Genomic DNA, 16,385 nt, shown 5'->3' on the forward strand with positions numbered 1-16,385 from the left:
CACCATTTTTGGCCCCGGTGCAGCACCATCGCGGGACCAGAATCTGGTGCAAAATCAGGATTTAACGGACTAACGCAACGCCGACGCCCTCAACCCGCGACCGACGCAGGGCCGGCGCACGGCGCGCACGATGACACGCTCACGGCCGCCGCTCCAGTCTCGCCGCATAAAATCCGTCGAGACCGCCAAGCCGGGGGTCCTGGTGCGGCAAATGGCAGGGCAGAGTGCGCAGGTCGCCGGCCGGCGTGACCAGCTCGGCCAGTCCTGCCACCTCGCCAGGGGTGACGGGGATGCGCCGCAGCTCGGTGGTTTCGGCCAGCACGCGCTCGACCACCTGCTCGCCCTCCTCGGGCTCCAGCGAACAGGTACAGTAGACCAGGGTTCCGCCCGGCTTGAGCAGGCCGCTCGCTCGGGTCAGCAGCCGCGCCTGGAGTGCGGACAGGGCGGTGATGTCAGCCTCGCTGCGCAACCAGCCCACATCGGGATGGCGCCGAATGGTGCCGGTCGAGGTGCAGGGGGCATCGAGCAGCAGGCCGTCGAAGCCGCCGCTTTCGGCAGGCTGCCATTCGGCGGCATCGGCCACGACCGTCTCGACCGTGAGCTGCAGCCGGGTCATGTTGTCCTTCAGCCGGTTCATCCGGGCCGGCGACCGGTCGACCGCGGTGACGCGGGCGCCGCCATGGGCGAGCTGGGCCGTCTTGCCGCCCGGCGCCGCGCACAGATCGGCGACGGTCTTGCCGCCGACGTCGCCGAGCAGCCGTGCCGGCAGGGCGGCGGCGGCGTCCTGCACCCACCATTGTCCCTCGGCGAAGCCCGGCAGGACTGTCACCGAACCATGCAGCACGGTGCGCACGGTGCCGGTCGGCAGCACCTCACCATGCAGCCGCGACGCCCATTGCGCCGGGTCCGACTTCACTGTCAGGTCGAGCGACGGCTCCTGGCCGAGCGCCGCGGCGATGTCCTTCGCGGTCGCTTCGCCGTAATGATCGATCCAGCGCTTGAGCAGCCAGGGTGCGATGTCGAGCGGCTGGCCGGTGGCGTCGTCGAGCAGGCCCGCGCCCTCGCGCGCGCAGCGCCGCAGCACCGCGTTGACGAGCCCGGCATACTTCGCTGCGCGGCGGTCGGCCTGGACCAGGCGGACGGAGAGGTCGACGGCGGCGTGGTCGGGGACGTCCATCCACAGGATCTGGGCGGCGCCGATCAAGAGCGCGCTCTGCGCCCGCGGCGCGTCGGTCGGCACGCCGCGATCCAACAGCCGCGACAGCACGTGGCCGAGCGTTCCGAGCCGCCGCAGGGTGGTGGCGACCAGCCGGCGCATCAGCGCGCGGTCGCGGTCGGCGAGATGCTTCAGTCCGGGATGCGCGCCGGTTCCGTCGAGCTGATCGTCGAGGGTGCGATGCTTGTGCAGCACGCCGTCGACCACGTCGGCGGCAATGCGGCGTGCCGCCAGGCCTGGGACTTCGGAAGGGGTCGCAAAACGCGGCGGAGGCATGCCTGGGAATTACTCGCGAAAGAAGAAAGGCAGTTCCGCGACGATCGGGTGCATGCCATCAGCTTGCGGGTCCTCTGTCACCGGAATATGCCAAATGTAAGAATCGGCTCCGCATTTTTTAGACCTGTTTTATCGCGTGCGCTCACACGATCTGATGATATCGGGAACGATCCGGTTCAACGGTGGAATGGTACGATGAGTAACGAGCCCAAGAGTGAGTCCAAGAGCGGGCCTGAGACCAGGCCCGCATTGTCGGTGGTCGCCAGCAACGACAATCCGCGCAAGCCGCTGACGCCGGCCGCGCAGCGCGCGCTGGCCGAGGCTGAGGAACGCCGCCGACTGGCAGCAGAACAGACGAAGCCGATGCCGACGGAGTTGCAGGGGCCGAAAGGGCCGGAGCCGACCCGTTACGGCGACTGGGAGAAAAAGGGAATCATCTCGGACTTCTGACGGGATGTCCGCGCGCGACGTTCGCGGTTCGGCGCCGGGCTCGCCGGTCCCGCGTTCGCTGCGCTCCCGTATCGCAACGGTGACTCAGCGCGTGACAACCACCGTCGTGCCGATCGACACGCGCTCGTAGAGATCGGTGATGTCGGTGTTGAGCATGCGGATGCAGCCGTAGGACACGTAGCCGCCGACCGAGTTTGGCACGTTGGTGCCATGGATCGCATATTCGCCGCCCGCGAGCGTCATGGCGGCGACGCCCATCGGGTTCTGCGGCGAGCCGCCGGGGATCACGTCGGGGATGTTGGGCTTGTCGCGCTTGACGTCGGCCGGCGGCGCCCAGGCCGGATATCTGTACTTGCCGTCGATCTTGGTGGTGCCGGCCCATTGCCGGCCGGCCTTGCCGACGCCGACCGTGTAGCGCATGGCGTGGCTGCCATCGAGCACGAGATAGAGCTTCCGCTCGCCGGTCCTCACCACGATCGTGCCCGGCGAATAGTCGCCGGCGATGGCGACCAGCTCGGGACGGGCCGACGCAGAGTCGGCCGTCGTGACCATGGCTCCGACCACCGACGCGGCCACCATCGCGGCCTTTATTGTCAGCCCGACCGCCCCAGTCCGCATCGCCATCCCCTCACCTGCCGTCAAGGTGCCCGCTCCCCGGCCGGGAGCACGCGGATGGCTTGAGGAAAGAAAAACTTCGTCTGCAAGTAAATGACCTGAAAACAACACTCCCGCGGAATCAGCCGCGGGAGTGCGATGAGCCTTGACGACCGCGGCGAGCGCGTCTCGCGCCCGCCGGGCACGGCGTGCCTACGCCTGCTTCTCCTTGCGGTTCTGACGGTGCTGCACGAGGTCGTCGACCACGCCGGGATCGGCGAGGGTCGAGGTGTCGCCCAGCGCGCCCGGCTCGTCCTCGGCGATCTTGCGCAGGATGCGGCGCATGATCTTGCCGGAGCGGGTCTTGGGCAGGCCAGGGGCGAACTGGATCTGGTCGGGCGAGGCGATCGGGCCGATCTCCTTGCGCACCCAGGCGACGAGCTCCTTGCGCAGCTCCTCGCTCGGCTGCTCGCCGGCCATCAGGGTGACATAGGCGTAGATGCCCTGGCCCTTGATGTCGTGGGGATAGCCGACCACGGCTGCTTCCGAGACCTTGGCGTGGGCGACCAGCGCGCTCTCCACCTCGGCGGTGCCCATGCGGTGGCCGGAGACGTTGATGACGTCGTCGACGCGGCCGGTGATCCAATAGTAGCCGTCGGCGTCGCGGCGGCAGCCGTCGCCGGTGAAGTACTTGCCCTTGTAGGTCGAGAAGTAGGTCATCTCGAACCGGGCATGGTCGCCATAGACGGTGCGCATCTGGCCCGGCCAGGAGCGGGTGAGGCAGAGATTGCCTTCGGTCGCGCCCTCCAGCGGCTTGCCGTCGGCATCGACGATCTCCGGCACGACGCCGAAGAACGGCCGCGTCGCCGAACCCGGCTTCAATTTGGTCGCGCCCGGCAGCGGCGTGATCAGGATGCCGCCGGTCTCGGTCTGCCACCAGGTGTCGACGATCGGGCAGCGGTCGTCGCCGACGACGCGGTGATACCACTCCCAGGCTTCCGGATTGATCGGCTCGCCGACCGAGCCGAGCAGGCGCAGAGACGCGCGCGAGGTCTTCTTGACCGGCCCGTCGCCGCCCTGCATCAGGGCGCGGATCGCGGTCGGCGCGGTGTAGAAGATGTTGACCTTGTGCTTGTCGATGACGTTCCAGAACCGCGAATTGTCCGGATAGTTCGGCACGCCTTCGAACATCAGCGTGATCGCGCCATTGGCCAGCGGCCCATAGAGAATGTAGCTGTGGCCGGTGACCCAGCCGACGTCGGCGGTGCACCAGTAGACGTCGCCGTCGTGATAGTCGAACACGTATTGATGCGTCATCGCGGCGTAGACGAGATAGCCGCCGGTGGTGTGTAGCACGCCCTTGGGCTGGCCGGTCGAGCCCGAGGTGTAGAGGATGAACAGCGGATCCTCCGCATGCATCGGCTCGCACGGGCACTCGGTGGTCACCATCTCCGCGGCCTCGTGGTACCAGAGGTCGCGGCTCGGGTTCATCTCGATCTTGCCGCCGGTGCGCTTGACCACGACGACCCAGTCGACATTGTCGACCTTGTTCAGCGCGGCATCGACATTGGCCTTGAGCGGCACCTTGCGGCCGCCGCGCAGGCCCTCGTCGGCGGTGATGATGATCTTGGAATCGCAGTCCTTGATGCGCTGGGCAAGCGAGTCCGGCGAGAACCCGGCGAACACCACCGAGTGGATGGCGCCGATGCGGGCGCAGGCCAGCATTGCATAGGCGGCTTCCGGGATCATCGGCAGATAGATGGTGACGCGGTCGCCCTTCTTGACGTTGCGGTTGCGCAGGATGTTGGCCATCCTGCACACCTCGTCGTGCAGCTCGCGATAGGTGATGCGCTTGGATTGCGAGGGGTCGTCGCCCTCCCAGATGATCGCGGTCTGGTCGCCGCGGGTGGCGAGGTGACGGTCGACGCAGTTGTAGGCGGCGTTGAGGACGCCGTCCTCGAACCATTTGATCGAGATGTTGCCGGGGGCGAAGGAGACGTTCTCGATCTTCGTCGGCGCCTTGACCCAGTCGACGCGCCTGGCCTGCTCGGCCCAGAAGCCGTTGGGATCCTTGATCGAGCGCGCGTACATCTCCTGGTACTTCGCGTCGTCGACAAAGGCGCGTTTCGCCCACTCGGCCGGAACGTCGTAGATCTTCTCGGACATTTCACACCCTCCACATGCGGCCCGCCGTGGTCCAGCGCAGGCCGTCGTTGTTCCCACTATGCGTCCGCGTAACCGGCGGCGACAAGGCAAGACAAGTAGAACCTTCGGCGGGGACCCGGTCTGCGCAGGATCAAAGAATTGTGCGCGGAGGTTGCGGCAGCCGGCCGCGCGGCAGAGGTCGCGACAATCAGCAGCATCAAGGTTACCCAGAATCGGGTCGCCGTCCGGTATTTTGAAACCGCTTTGCCCAAAATTAGGGACTCGCTATCCGGCCCATCACGCCCTAAATCGCCTTGAAGCTGTGGATAACTGGGCCGGAACCAAACCGGACTCCGGGGCATTGAGCGGATCAACACGACGGCAGGGCGTCTAAAGCAATGATGGACCAGCAGAATTTCGAGAGCCCGCGGGTCGGCCCGGCCGACGCCGAGGTCGCGCTCGCGAAAGCGCTGGGCCAGTGGCCGTCCAAGCCGCCGCGCCGCAAGCTGACCTTGAAGGATCTGGCCCACGCCAAGACCGCCGACGCCCAGGGCAATGCCAAGACCTCGGTCGAGGAGCTCGCCAAGCGCATCGGGCTGAAGCTCGGTGACCAGGCCGAGCTGACCATCCGCCGCATCAAGCGCGGCAAGAGCTATACCTTCATCCGCGCCAATGGCACCCCGATCCGCCACGCCGGCACGATCCGCCGCCTGCACGCCATGGCGGTGCCGCCGGCCTATCGCGAGGTACGCTACGCCCCCGACCCGAGCCTGCACCTGCAGGCGGTCGGCGTCGACGCCGCCGGCCGGCTGCAATACCGCTATCACGCCGACTGGGAGAAGGTGCGCGAGCATCGCAAGGCGCATCGCCTCGCCAAGCTCGTCGGCGCGCTGCCGCGCATCCGTCGCGCGGTGTCGAAACATCTCGCCGGCGACGAGCCGACGCGCGAGTTCGCGCTCGCTGCTGTCATCGAGCTGATCGCGCGCACGGCAATCCGCCCCGGCAACGAATCCTATGCGCGGCTGAACGGCACCCGCGGCGCCACCACGCTCTTGAAGTCGAACGTCGCGCTCGAGGACGACAGCCTGGTGCTCACCTTCAAGGCCAAGGGCGGCAAGGCCGTGCGCAAGGAATGCGACGCCGCCAAGTTGGTGCGGGCCGTCGGCATCCTGCGCGGCGTGCCCGGCCGGCGCATGTTCCAGTATCGCGACGCGCAGGGCGTCGTGCGTGCGGTCTCGACCACGCAGGTCAATGCCTTCCTGCGCGAGATCGCCGGCATCAAGATCTCGCTGAAGGATTTCCGCACGCTGATGGCCTCCGCCGTCGCGCTGGAGACCTTGTCGCGGATCACGCCGGCGGCGAGCGCGCGCGGCCGCAAGAAGCAGATCCTGGAAGCGATCCGCGCCGCCGCCGACGAGCTCACCAACACGCCGGCGATCTGCCGCCGCAGCTATGTGCACGACACCATCGTCACGGCGTTCGAGGACGGCATTCTCGAACGCTTCGCCGCCACCATGAAGGGCCAGCGCTCGCAGACGCGGCGCGAGCAATTGCTGGCGCAAGTGGTGACGGCCGTCTCGGCCTGACGCAGCTAACGATCAAGCCTGGCAGCGCGTCCCGATCTTGGCCGACGCAAGGAAGCGGGCGATCGGATCGAGCTGCCGGCACGGCACCGCCGCACTCTTCACCGTCGCGGCCTCGCGCTTGGCCGGCCGCAGCACGGTCGACTTGCTGGCTGGCTTGGCGCGGCGGGCAGCCGACGCACCACGTCCCTCCGCGCGCACGGCCCTCGAGAGCAGCGGCAGGCGCGCGCCTTCGTTGAGATCGAGCGGCGGTGTTTCGAAACTGCGATCGGACTCGTTCAACGTATCAACGCCGGGAATCGGCTCGCGGATCAGCGACGACGTCGCTTCGCCCGCGATGTCGCCGGGCGATACCGCGGCAAGCACCATCTTCGTTGCAAGCAAGCAGCAGATTATCACGAGGCAGAACCCCGCAATCCAGATCGTTCTGTTCACTGTAGGAAACCCCCGCCGATCGCGCCGGACAGTGCGGGACATCCCCTTCCCGCAGCCGGCGCCGTGCCGACCAATCAACCTTAAGAAAGTCTTACTCGCAATGTTTTCGGCAGGTTCGGCCGGCCTCGGCTCGCATCGTAGTTAATGGCGCTGGCGATCGCGCATCGATGTCGGCCAATGACCGATGTGGAGTGATCAGTTCGCAGCAGGCTGCGACATTGCGGCGCGGCTCTCGTTCAATGAGTCGGCGAGACGATCTCGATGCCCTGAGGTTTCACGGATCACGTTAAGTTATTCGCCGAAACCAGCTTCCAAAAGCGTCCGTAGCTCGGCCCGACACGACGCGAGAGCAACAGCGCTCTCCAACGCATCGATGTCGCAGTCGAACTCATCGTGCGGCTCTGCCGCCGTCTTCATTAGGGAGCTACCCATGTCCAAGCGCATTGCCTTTCTCGCTGCCGCCGCCTTCAGCGCGCTGTCGCTGACCTCGATCTTCGTCGCGCCCGCCAGCGCCGAGGAGAAGACCGTGATGGTCGGAGGCGCGGCGATGTATCCGTCGAAGAACATCGTGCAGAACGCGGTCAACTCGAAGGATCATACGACGCTGGTCGCCGCGGTGAAGGCCGCGGGCCTGGTGCCGACGCTGGAAGGCAAGGGCCCGTTCACGGTGTTCGCGCCGACCAACACCGCCTTCGGCAAGCTGCCGGCCGGCACCGTCGACAGCCTGGTCAAGCCGGAGAACAAGGCGACGCTGACCAAGATCCTCACCTATCACGTCGTGCCCGGCAAGCTCGAGGCGTCCGACCTGAAGGACGGCCAGATGCTGAAGACGGTCGAGGGCGAGCAGCTCACTGTCAAGCGCGAGGGCAGGAACGTCATGATCGTCGACGCCAAGGGCGGCACCTCGATGGTGACGATCCCAAACGTCAACCAGTCGAATGGCGTCATCCACGTGGTCGACACCGTGCTGATGCCGGCGTCCTGAGACCCGGCGCGACACCGGACACATCCGTTTCTTCCTCCTCCTCGCGGATGTGACCAGGAGCGAGCCGGGCCACCCCCGGCTCGCTTTTTTGTGAACGCGATCGATTCTGCGTATCGTTTTGATCGGCGCCGCGGGTGTAACGGAGCCCGCCGAGCCGGCGTATACTTGGCGTGACGAATGCAAGCGACGTAAATGCAAGCGACGGAGCCGACCGCCATGACGAGCGCCACCACCAGCGCCCCCTCGACCCTCGCGGCGACCGAGGGGCCTGCAACCGCAGTCGCGACCAAAGTCATTCAGCCGGCCTGGGTGCGCGTCATGCATTGGATCAACGCCGTCGCGATGATCATGATGATTATGTCGGGCTGGCAAATCTACAACGCCTCGCCGCTGTTCGACTTCCGCTTCGACCGCAGCTTCACGCTCGGCGGTTGGCTCGGCGGCGCGCTGCTGTGGCACTTCGCGGCGATGTGGCTGCTGATGCTGAACGGCCTTGCCTATCTCGTCACCGGTCTCGCTACCGGCCGGTTCCGCCGCAAGCTGCTGCCGATCTCGCCGGCGTCCGTCATCGCCGACCTCAAGGCCGCGCTGACCTTCAAGCTCGCCCATGACGACCTCACCGTCTACAACGCGGTGCAGAAGCTGCTCTATCTCGGCATCATCTGCGTCGGCATCGTCGTCGTGCTCACGGGCCTGTCGATGTGGAAGCCGGTGCAGCTGCACTGGCTGGTGAGCCTGTTCGGCGACTATCCGGCGGCGCGCTACGTCCATTTCGTCTGCATGGCGCTGATCTGCGCTTTCCTGGTGATCCATATCCTGCTCGCGCTGCTGGTGCCGAAGAGCCTGCGCGCGATGATCATCGGCCGCTGAGAGGAGAGACAGCCATGGCGAAACGTCCGTTCTTCATTCCCGGCGTCGACAAGCGGCTCCTGATCAAGGACTCGCTGAAGGTGATGCCCGATCTCACGCGGCGCCGCTTCATCACCGGTGGCGCCAGCCTCGGCGCGCTGACCTTGCTCGCCGGCTGCGACGTCGTCGATGGCGACACCGCCGAGGAGCTGCTCAAGAAGGTCTCGAAGTTCAACGACGCGGTGCAGGCCTGGATGTTCAATCCGGACGCGCTGGCGCCGACCTTCCCGGAGAGCGCGATCACCAAGCCGTTCCCGTTCAATGCCTACTACACGCTCGACGAGGCGCCGGAGATCGACGCCGCCGACTGGGAGCTCGAGGTGCGCGGCCTCGTCGACAACAAGAAGTCGTGGACGCTCGACGAGCTGCATGCGCTGCCCCAGGTGACGCAGATCACGCGCCACATCTGCGTCGAGGGCTGGAGCGCGATCGGCTCCTGGACCGGCACGCCGCTGCGCGATTTCCTCAAGCTGATCGGCGCGGACACCCGCGCGAAATATGTCTGGTTCAACTGCGCCGACAAGGACGGCTACAACTCGCCTCTGGACATGCGCACCGCGCTGCATCCGCAGACCCAGATGACCTTCAAGTTCGCCGACCAGATCCTGCCGCGCGCCTATGGCTTCCCGATGAAGATCCGCGTCCCCACCAAGCTCGGCTTCAAGAACCCGAAATACGTCGTCGCGATGGAAGTCACCAACGATTACAAGGGCGGCTATTGGGAGGACCAGGGGTACAATTCGTTCAGCGGGAGCTGAAGACGTCGATCGATTGAGCCGCGATCGCCGCCACATCCTCCGCTGTCGTCCCGGCCTTGAGCCGGGACCCATAGCCACCGGCGGTGATGACGCGGGCAACTGGCAGCCTCGTCCCTCGATGGCTTCCGCGGTATGGGTCCCGGCGTTCGCCGGGACGACACCATTTGTTAGGTTCGATCGGCGGCTTTCAACTTCCCCTGCATCGCCGCCATGACCGCCCCTAACAGCAACAAGGCCGCCGACACATTCAGCGCATAGGTCAGGCTGCCCATCGCATCGGTGATCGCCCCGACCACGAACGGACCCAACGTCTGGCCGATGCCGAACACGATGGTCAGGGCCGCGATCGCGCGCGACCACGCCGCCTGCGGCAGGTTGAAGCGCACGAACGCGGTGGTTGCCGTGGTGACGGTGGAGAAGGCGACGCCGAAGATCGCGGCCGACAGCGCCAGCATGGCTGGCGAATGGCTGAGCGCCGGCAGCGCGGCGCCGATGGCGTTGATGGTGAGGATGATCGCGGCCGGCATACCGCCGCGATCCAGCGCCAGCACGCGGCGCCACACCCACGGCGTGGTGAAGCCGGCCAGCCCGATCAGGCACCAGAACGCGGACTGGGCGGCGGCGCCGCCGCCGAGGTCGCGGACATAGGCGATCATGAAGGTGAGATAGGCGATGTAGCCGGCGCCATAGAGGAAGTAGCCGAACAGATAGATCGCCATCGGCCGCAGCGAGACCGGGGCTGCGCCGCCGCCGGGCACGGCCGCCATCGCCGGGATCGGCGTCAGCAGCAGCGGCAGGATCAGCACGCAGCCAAGCGCGGTCAGCGCCAGCCAGACGATCCACCACGAGCCAGGCCCGAACGCCTGCAGCACGAACGGCGCCACCAGGCCGGAGGCGACGATGCCGAGCGGCGGTCCGGCATAGAACAGGCTGAGGATGAAGCTCGCCTGGGCCGGCCGCGATTGCGCGATCCGCGCCGCCAGCGTGCCGCCCGCGACGAAGGCGACGCCCGCGCCGATGCCGGTGATCAGCCGCGCCAGGCTGAGCGCGACGAAGTCGCCTGTCAGGGCGCAGACCGCGAGCGAGGCCAGCGCCGCCAGGGTTCCGCCACGCACCGTCGCCGGTGCGCCGATTCGGCCGATCAGACGCGACGCGATCAGCGCGCCGATCAGATAGCCGGCGGCGTTCACGGTGTTCATGAAACCCGCGGCCGAGTACGACCAGTGCAGCGAGTCGCGCATGTCCGGCAGCACCAGCGCATAGGCGAAGCGGCCGATGCCGAGGCCGACGATAGGGCCGAGCGAGAGCGTCAGGTTGAGCCGCGCCGGATGGGCCGGAGGCGGATCGGGCGTGGGATTCAGCAAGACATGCTCCGGCGCAGCGATCGTCCGGCAGTCCATGCTCTCTAGCGGCGATCCTGGAGAACATAGCAGCTCGGCGCGCCGGTCCAGAAGACGTGCGGCGGCAATGGTGGCTTGCCAACCGTGCAGGAGGGCTTTAGCACTCCCGCGGATTTTCGTTCCCGTCATTGCCGGTTTGGCCGGCAATCCGGCCAAGAATGCTGGATGCCCGCGCAACGCCCGGGCATGACAAGCCCCGCGAGGATAACGACCATGGCGACCCAGAAGCTCCTTTTGCTGCCCGGCGACGGCATCGGCCCCGAAGTGATGGCCGAGGTGAAGCGGCTGATCGGCTGGCTCAACGCCAAGGGGCTCGCCTCGTTCGAGACCGAGGACGGGCTGGTCGGCGGCGCGGCCTATGACGCCCATGGCGCCTCGATCTCGGAAGCCGACATGGACAAGGCCAAGGCGGCCGACGCCATCATCTTCGGCGCCGTCGGCGGCCCGAAATGGGATGGCGTTCCCTACGAGGTCCGCCCCGAGGCGGGCCTCTTGCGCCTGCGCAAGGATCTCGGCCTGTTCGCCAATCTGCGCCCCGCGGTGTGCTACCCGGCGCTCGCCGATGCCTCCAGCCTGAAGCGCGAGATCGTCGAGGGGCTCGACATCATGATCGTGCGCGAGCTGACCGGCGGCGTGTATTTCGGCGAGCCCAAGACCATCACCGATCTCGGCAACGGCCAGAAGCGCGCCGTCGATACCCAGGTCTACGACACCTATGAGATCGAGCGCATCGCCCGCGTGGCCTTCGACCTCGCGCGCAAGCGCCGCAACAAGGTGACGTCGATGGAGAAGCGCAACGTCATGAAGTCGGGCGTGCTCTGGAACGAGGTCGTCACCGCGGTTCACAACCGCGAATACAAGGACGTCACGCTCGAGCATCAGCTCGCCGATTCCGGCGGCATGAACCTGGTGAAATATCCGAAGATGTTCGACGTCATCGTCACCGACAATCTGTTCGGCGACATGCTGTCGGACATCGCGGCGATGCTGACCGGCTCGCTCGGCATGCTGCCGTCCGCCTCGCTCGGCGAGGTCGACGCCAAGACCCACAAGCGCCGCGCGCTGTACGAGCCGGTGCACGGCTCGGCGCCGGACATTGCCGGCAAGGGCCTGGCGAATCCGATCGCGATGCTGACGTCGTTCGGCATGGCGCTGCGCTACTCCTTCGACATGGGCGCGCTCGCCGACAAGCTCGACGCCGCCATCGCCGCCGTGCTGGCGTCAGGCCTGCGCACCGCCGACATCAAGGCCGAGGGTTCGACCCCCGCCTCGACTACGCAGATGGGCGAGGCGATCATCAAGGAGCTGGAGAAGCTCACGGCGTAGGCGGAGCCGAGGTTCCGCCGCGCCGAAGGTGCACTCCCCTCCCCCTTGCGGGGAGGGGTTTGGGGGTGGGGGTCCCCACCCAGCGACACGGCCGTGTGCACCATCTCACCTTGCCCAGACCGTCCTGTTCATTATCGACCTCGAGGCGTTTCATCCGAAGCACCTCTATCGCTCGTCTCAAAACGAACTCATCAGAGAGCATCGCCCGGGGACCCCCACCCCCGACCCCTCCCCGCAAGGGGGAGGGGGGCTCACCGTCGTTGTCGAGATCGCGCAAATCCAACGCACGACGTGTTCGATCTCGCCACCGGGCGCGTCGTCGCTATTCCGCGGTCGCGTCCTCCATGCGCATCGCAAGGCCTGTCGATTTTACCTATAGACTTTCATCCCCGGATGAATAGCCTGACCACAACGCCGCGCCATTGAATGGACGCGGGCTCGCACGCGTTCGACATGATGCGTGCGAAGGCCGGGGAGGATGAATGTGATCGCGCTTGCGATGCGATATGTCGCTCGCCGTGCATGGTGTCGCCGCCAATGTCGCGACCACCGCCCCGTGGCGATTGTACGCAACCTCCATCACCACATGCGCTGACGCATGAGCGCGCCGCTCATCTCCGTTCAACGGCTGTGCAAGAGCTTTCCCGGCGTCCGGGCGCTGCACAATATCAGGTTCGAGCTGCGCGCAGGCGAGGTCCATGCCGTGATGGGCGAGAACGGCGCCGGCAAGTCGACCTTGATGAAGATCCTCGCCGGCGTCTACCGCAAGGACTCCGGCGAGATCATCTACGACGGCGCCAGCGTCGATTTTCCAGGACCGCGCGAGGCGCAGGCCGCCGGCATCGGGATCATTCATCAGGAGCTGCAGCTGATGAACCACCTCACGGTGGCGCAGAACATCTTCATCGGGCGCGAGCCGATGAAGGCGTTCGGGCTGCTGCTGGACGAGGACAGGCTCAGCCGGCAGGCGGCCGAGCTGCTTGCCCAGCTCAATCTGTCGATCGACCCGCGCACGACAGTCGGCGGGCTGACGGTGGCCAGGCAGCAGATGGTGGAGATCGCCAAGGCGCTGTCCTTCAACTCGCGCGTCCTGATCATGGACGAGCCGACCGCCGCGCTGAACAATCGCGAGATCGCCGAGCTGTTCAAGATGATCCGCGCCTTGAAGGCACGCGGCGTCGGCATCGTCTACATCTCCCACAAGATGGACGAGCTGAAGCAGATCGCCGATCGCGTCACCGTGCTACGCGACGGCGAGTATGTCGCGACGGTGCCGGCCGAGAGCACCACGATCGAGACCATCATCGGCATGATGGTCGGGCGCAGCCTGAGCGATGCGCGCGTGGCGGGCACGGCGCCGGCCGGCGAGATCGCGCTCGAGGTGCGCAGGCTGAATTGCGGGCCGCTGGTCCGCGACGTCAGCTTCACCTTGCGCAAGGGCGAAATCCTCGGCTTTGCTGGACTGATGGGCGCCGGCCGCACCGAGGTCGCGCGCGCGATCTTCGGCGCCGATGCCGCCCCGTCCGGCGAGATCCGCGTCAACAACCGGAGCGTGACCATCCGCACGCCGGCGCATGCGGTCGCCCACGGCATCGGCTATCTCTCCGAGGACCGCAAGCGCTTCGGGCTCGCCACCGGCATGGATGTCGAGTCCAACGTCGTGATGTCGAACCTCGCGAACTACCTTGCAATGAAGTTCGTGCTCAGGAAGCGCGCGATCCGCGACACCGCTGGCCGCTTCATCCGGATGCTGAACATCCGCACGCCTTCGGTGTCGCAGCAGGTTCGCCTGCTTTCCGGCGGCAACCAGCAGAAGATCGTGATCGCCAAATGGCTCGATCGTGATTGCGACATCCTGTTCTTCGACGAGCCGACCCGCGGCATCGACATCGGCGCCAAGAACGAGATCTACCGCCTGCTCCGCTCGCTGGCCGACCAGGGCAAGGCGATTGTGATGATCTCGTCGGAGCTTCCCGAGGTGATCAGGATGAGCGATCGCATCGTCGTGATGTGCGAGGGCCGCATCACCGGCGAATTGTCGCCGGGCGAGGCCACGCAGGAGCGGATCATGCATCTGGCCACCCAGCGCGAAACCATGAAGGCAGGCTGACGGCATGAGCGACCCCGCATTGGTCAAGGATCAGGTCAAGGATGGCCTCGCGCCGAGCGGCGCCATGGCGGCGCTGCGCCGCCGTCTGCTCGGGCCCGCAGCGCTGCAGAAGCTGCTGGCGTTCGCGAGCCTCGTGCTGCTGCTGGTCTATTTCAGCTTCGCGTCGCCGGCGTTCATGCAGACCGACAACATGATCAACATCCTGCAGGCGACCGCGGTCAATGGCGTGCTGGCGATCGCCTCGACCTTCGTGATCATCACCGCCGGCATCGATCTGTCGGTCGGCACGCTGATGACCTTCTGCGCGGTGATGGCCGGCGTGTTCCTCACCTATTGGGAGCTGCCGATGTGGACGGGCATCGTCGCGGCCATCGCGACCGGCGCGCTCAGCGGCGCGCTGTCGGGCACGGTCATCACCAAGATGAAGGTGCCGCCGTTCATCGCGACGCTCGGCATGATGCTGGTGCTGAAGGGGCTGGCGCTGGTCGTCTCCGGCAGCAAGCCGATCTATTTCAGCAACACCGAGAATTTCTCGATGATCTCGCAGGACTCGCTGCTCGGCACTGTCGTTCCTGCCCTGCCGATTCCGAACGCGGCCCTGATCCTGTTCGTGATGGCGGTGCTGGCCTCCGTCGTTCTCAACCGTACCGCGCTCGGCCGCTACACCTTCGCGATCGGCAGCAACGAGGAAGCGGTGCGGCTGTCCGGCGTCAATGTCGATCGCTGGAAGATCGTCATCTACGGCCTCGGCGGCGCCATCTGCGGCGTCGCCGGCCTGCTGCTCGCTTCACGTATCAATTCCGCGCAACCCGCGCTCGGCCAGGGCTATGAGCTCGATGCGATCGCCGCCGTCGTGATCGGCGGGACGTCGCTGAGCGGCGGCACCGGCACCATCCTCGGCACCATCATCGGCGCATTCATCATGAGCGTACTGACCAACGGCCTGCGCATCCTGTCGGTGGCCCAGGAATGGCAATTCGTCGTCACCGGGGTCATCATCATTCTCGCTGTTTACGCCGACATGCTCCGTCGAAACCGCGCCTGACCCTTCAAGGAGGACCAGCTACCAGCACCGCTACGACGTCGCGCTGAAGATTGCGCTGCCCGCCGACAGCGAGCGGCCACGACCACGATCATCAATGTAACGATAAGGTCACTGAAGAGAGCAGAGGAAACACCAATGTTGAGCAAGCATCTCCTCGGCGTCGCGCTCGGCGCCGTCATGGTCGCGGGAGTGTCCGCGAGCGCGCGCGCCGACGATGTCTACATCCCCCTTGTCTCCAAGGGCTTCCAGCACCAGTTCTGGCAGGCCGTGAAGCTCGGCGCCGAGCAGGCCGCGAAGGCCGCCAACGTCAAGATCACCTTCGAGGGGCCGGAGACCGAGGCCATGGTCGACAAGCAGATCGACATGCTCTCGGCGGCGCTCGCCAAGAAGCCGCAGGCGATCGGCTTCGCCGCGCTCGATTCCAAGGCCGCCATTCCGCTGCTGAAGAAGGCGCAAGCCGCCAAGATCCCGGTGATCGCCTTCGACTCCGGCGTCGACAGCGACATTCCGCTGACCACCTGCACCACCGACAACGTCGCCGCGGCGGGCCTCGCCGCCGACAAGATGGCGGACATGATCGGCGATGCCGGCGACGTCGCTGTGGTCGTGCACGACCAGACCAGCCGCACCGGCATCGACCGCCGCGACGGCTTCCTGAAGCGGATCAAGGACAAGCATCCGAACATCAAGATCGTCAGCGTGCAGTATGGCGGCGGCGATCAGTTGAAGTCGACCGAGATCACCAAGTCGATCCTGCAGGCCAATCCGAACCTCAAGGGCGTCTTCGGCGCCAACGAGGGCTCCGCGATCGGCGTGCTGAACGGCGTCAAGGAGATGAAGAAGAAGATCGTCGTGATCGGCTACGATTCCGGCAAGCAGCAGAAGGCGGCGATCAGCTCGGGCGAGATGGCGGGCGCGATCACGCAAAATCCGATCGGCATCGGCAGCTGCACCGTGGAGTCAGCGGTCAAGGCGTTGAAGGGCGAGAAGCTGCCGAAGGTCACCGACACCGGCTTCTACTGGTACGACAAGTCCAACATCACCGATCCGAAGATCGCGGCGGTGCTGTACGATTGAGACGGGTGCGAGGTCGGGCCGGATGATCGCATATGATGATCTGAGTTTGTGGCGGTCCATCTCCGCGTCGTCATGG

The 16,385-nt window shown here is 66.2% G+C and carries 14 protein-coding genes; 9 read left to right on the forward strand and 5 right to left on the reverse strand.

The window, feature by feature from the left end; genetic code table 11:
• Positions 1–139 precede the first annotated feature (139 nt).
• Positions 140–1,492: an RsmB/NOP family class I SAM-dependent RNA methyltransferase gene (locus QX121_RS10725; protein WP_315811901.1), complete on the reverse strand. Its 1,353-nt coding sequence runs from the start codon at positions 1,490–1,492 to the stop codon at positions 140–142.
• 195 nt (positions 1,493–1,687) lie between these two features.
• Here QX121_RS10725 and QX121_RS10730 point away from each other — a divergent pair, with 195 nt between their 5' ends.
• Positions 1,688–1,942 (forward strand): DUF1674 domain-containing protein, encoded by a 255-nt coding sequence (locus QX121_RS10730; protein WP_315740657.1) that lies wholly within the window; start codon positions 1,688–1,690, stop codon positions 1,940–1,942.
• An 84-nt stretch (positions 1,943–2,026) separates the two neighbouring features.
• Here QX121_RS10730 and QX121_RS10735 read toward each other — a convergent pair whose 3' ends face one another.
• Together QX121_RS10735 and acs are read right to left on the reverse strand one after the other, a co-directional pair.
• Entirely contained in the window at positions 2,027–2,560 is a 534-nt protein-coding gene (locus tag QX121_RS10735) for a L,D-transpeptidase (RefSeq protein WP_315812021.1), read from the reverse strand.
• Positions 2,561–2,749: 189 nt separating this feature from the next.
• Positions 2,750–4,702 (reverse strand): acetate--CoA ligase, encoded by a 1,953-nt coding sequence (gene acs / locus QX121_RS10740; RefSeq protein WP_315811902.1) that lies wholly within the window; start codon positions 4,700–4,702, stop codon positions 2,750–2,752.
• A 377-nt stretch (positions 4,703–5,079) separates the two neighbouring features.
• On the opposite strand from acs, the gene QX121_RS10745 reads away from it, so the two are divergent.
• Complete coding sequence (locus tag QX121_RS10745; protein WP_315797905.1) at positions 5,080–6,267, forward strand: DNA topoisomerase IB; 1,188 nt, start codon at positions 5,080–5,082, stop codon at positions 6,265–6,267.
• 12 nt (positions 6,268–6,279) lie between these two features.
• Here the strand turns inward: QX121_RS10745 and QX121_RS10750 are convergent, their stop codons facing one another.
• Positions 6,280–6,648: a hypothetical protein gene (locus tag QX121_RS10750; RefSeq protein ID WP_315811903.1), complete on the reverse strand. Its 369-nt coding sequence runs from the start codon at positions 6,646–6,648 to the stop codon at positions 6,280–6,282.
• Between the two features lie 481 nt (positions 6,649–7,129).
• Between QX121_RS10750 and QX121_RS10755 the strand changes: the two genes are divergently transcribed.
• The 3 genes from QX121_RS10755 (at position 7,130) to QX121_RS10765 (ending at position 9,351) form a co-directional block, all read left to right on the forward strand.
• The gene (locus QX121_RS10755; protein ID WP_315770585.1) at positions 7,130–7,684 is read left to right on the forward strand and encodes a fasciclin domain-containing protein; all 555 of its coding nucleotides are present in this window, start codon (positions 7,130–7,132) and stop codon (positions 7,682–7,684) included.
• Positions 7,685–7,900: 216 nt separating this feature from the next.
• A complete protein-coding gene (locus QX121_RS10760) occupies positions 7,901–8,554 on the forward strand; it encodes a cytochrome b/b6 domain-containing protein (RefSeq protein WP_315781706.1) in 654 nt (217 codons plus the stop codon).
• Between the two features lie 14 nt (positions 8,555–8,568).
• On the forward strand, positions 8,569–9,351 hold the full coding sequence (locus QX121_RS10765) for a molybdopterin-dependent oxidoreductase (protein WP_315811904.1): 783 nt from the start codon (positions 8,569–8,571) through the stop codon (positions 9,349–9,351).
• Positions 9,352–9,518: 167 nt separating this feature from the next.
• Here QX121_RS10765 and QX121_RS10770 read toward each other — a convergent pair whose 3' ends face one another.
• Positions 9,519–10,751 carry a YbfB/YjiJ family MFS transporter gene (locus tag QX121_RS10770; RefSeq protein WP_315811905.1) on the reverse strand — a complete coding sequence of 411 codons (1,233 nt, stop codon included), beginning with the start codon at positions 10,749–10,751 and terminating at the stop codon, positions 9,519–9,521.
• 213 nt (positions 10,752–10,964) lie between these two features.
• On the opposite strand from QX121_RS10770, the gene leuB reads away from it, so the two are divergent.
• The 4 genes from leuB (at position 10,965) to QX121_RS10790 (ending at position 16,309) form a co-directional block, all read left to right on the forward strand.
• Positions 10,965–12,077: a 3-isopropylmalate dehydrogenase gene (gene leuB / locus QX121_RS10775; RefSeq protein ID WP_315781700.1), complete on the forward strand. Its 1,113-nt coding sequence runs from the start codon at positions 10,965–10,967 to the stop codon at positions 12,075–12,077.
• 598 nt (positions 12,078–12,675) lie between these two features.
• Positions 12,676–14,187 (forward strand): sugar ABC transporter ATP-binding protein, encoded by a 1,512-nt coding sequence (locus QX121_RS10780; protein ID WP_315811906.1) that lies wholly within the window; start codon positions 12,676–12,678, stop codon positions 14,185–14,187.
• Positions 14,188–14,191: 4 nt separating this feature from the next.
• Positions 14,192–15,232 (forward strand): ABC transporter permease, encoded by a 1,041-nt coding sequence (locus tag QX121_RS10785; RefSeq protein WP_315811907.1) that lies wholly within the window; start codon positions 14,192–14,194, stop codon positions 15,230–15,232.
• Between the two features lie 135 nt (positions 15,233–15,367).
• Positions 15,368–16,309 carry an ABC transporter substrate-binding protein gene (locus QX121_RS10790; protein ID WP_315811908.1) on the forward strand — a complete coding sequence of 314 codons (942 nt, stop codon included), beginning with the start codon at positions 15,368–15,370 and terminating at the stop codon, positions 16,307–16,309.
• The last annotated feature ends 76 nt before the right edge of the window (positions 16,310–16,385 follow it).

The organism is Bradyrhizobium sp. SZCCHNR2028 (genome assembly GCF_032380995.1).
Classification (GTDB): Bacteria; Pseudomonadota; Alphaproteobacteria; order Rhizobiales; family Xanthobacteraceae; genus Bradyrhizobium.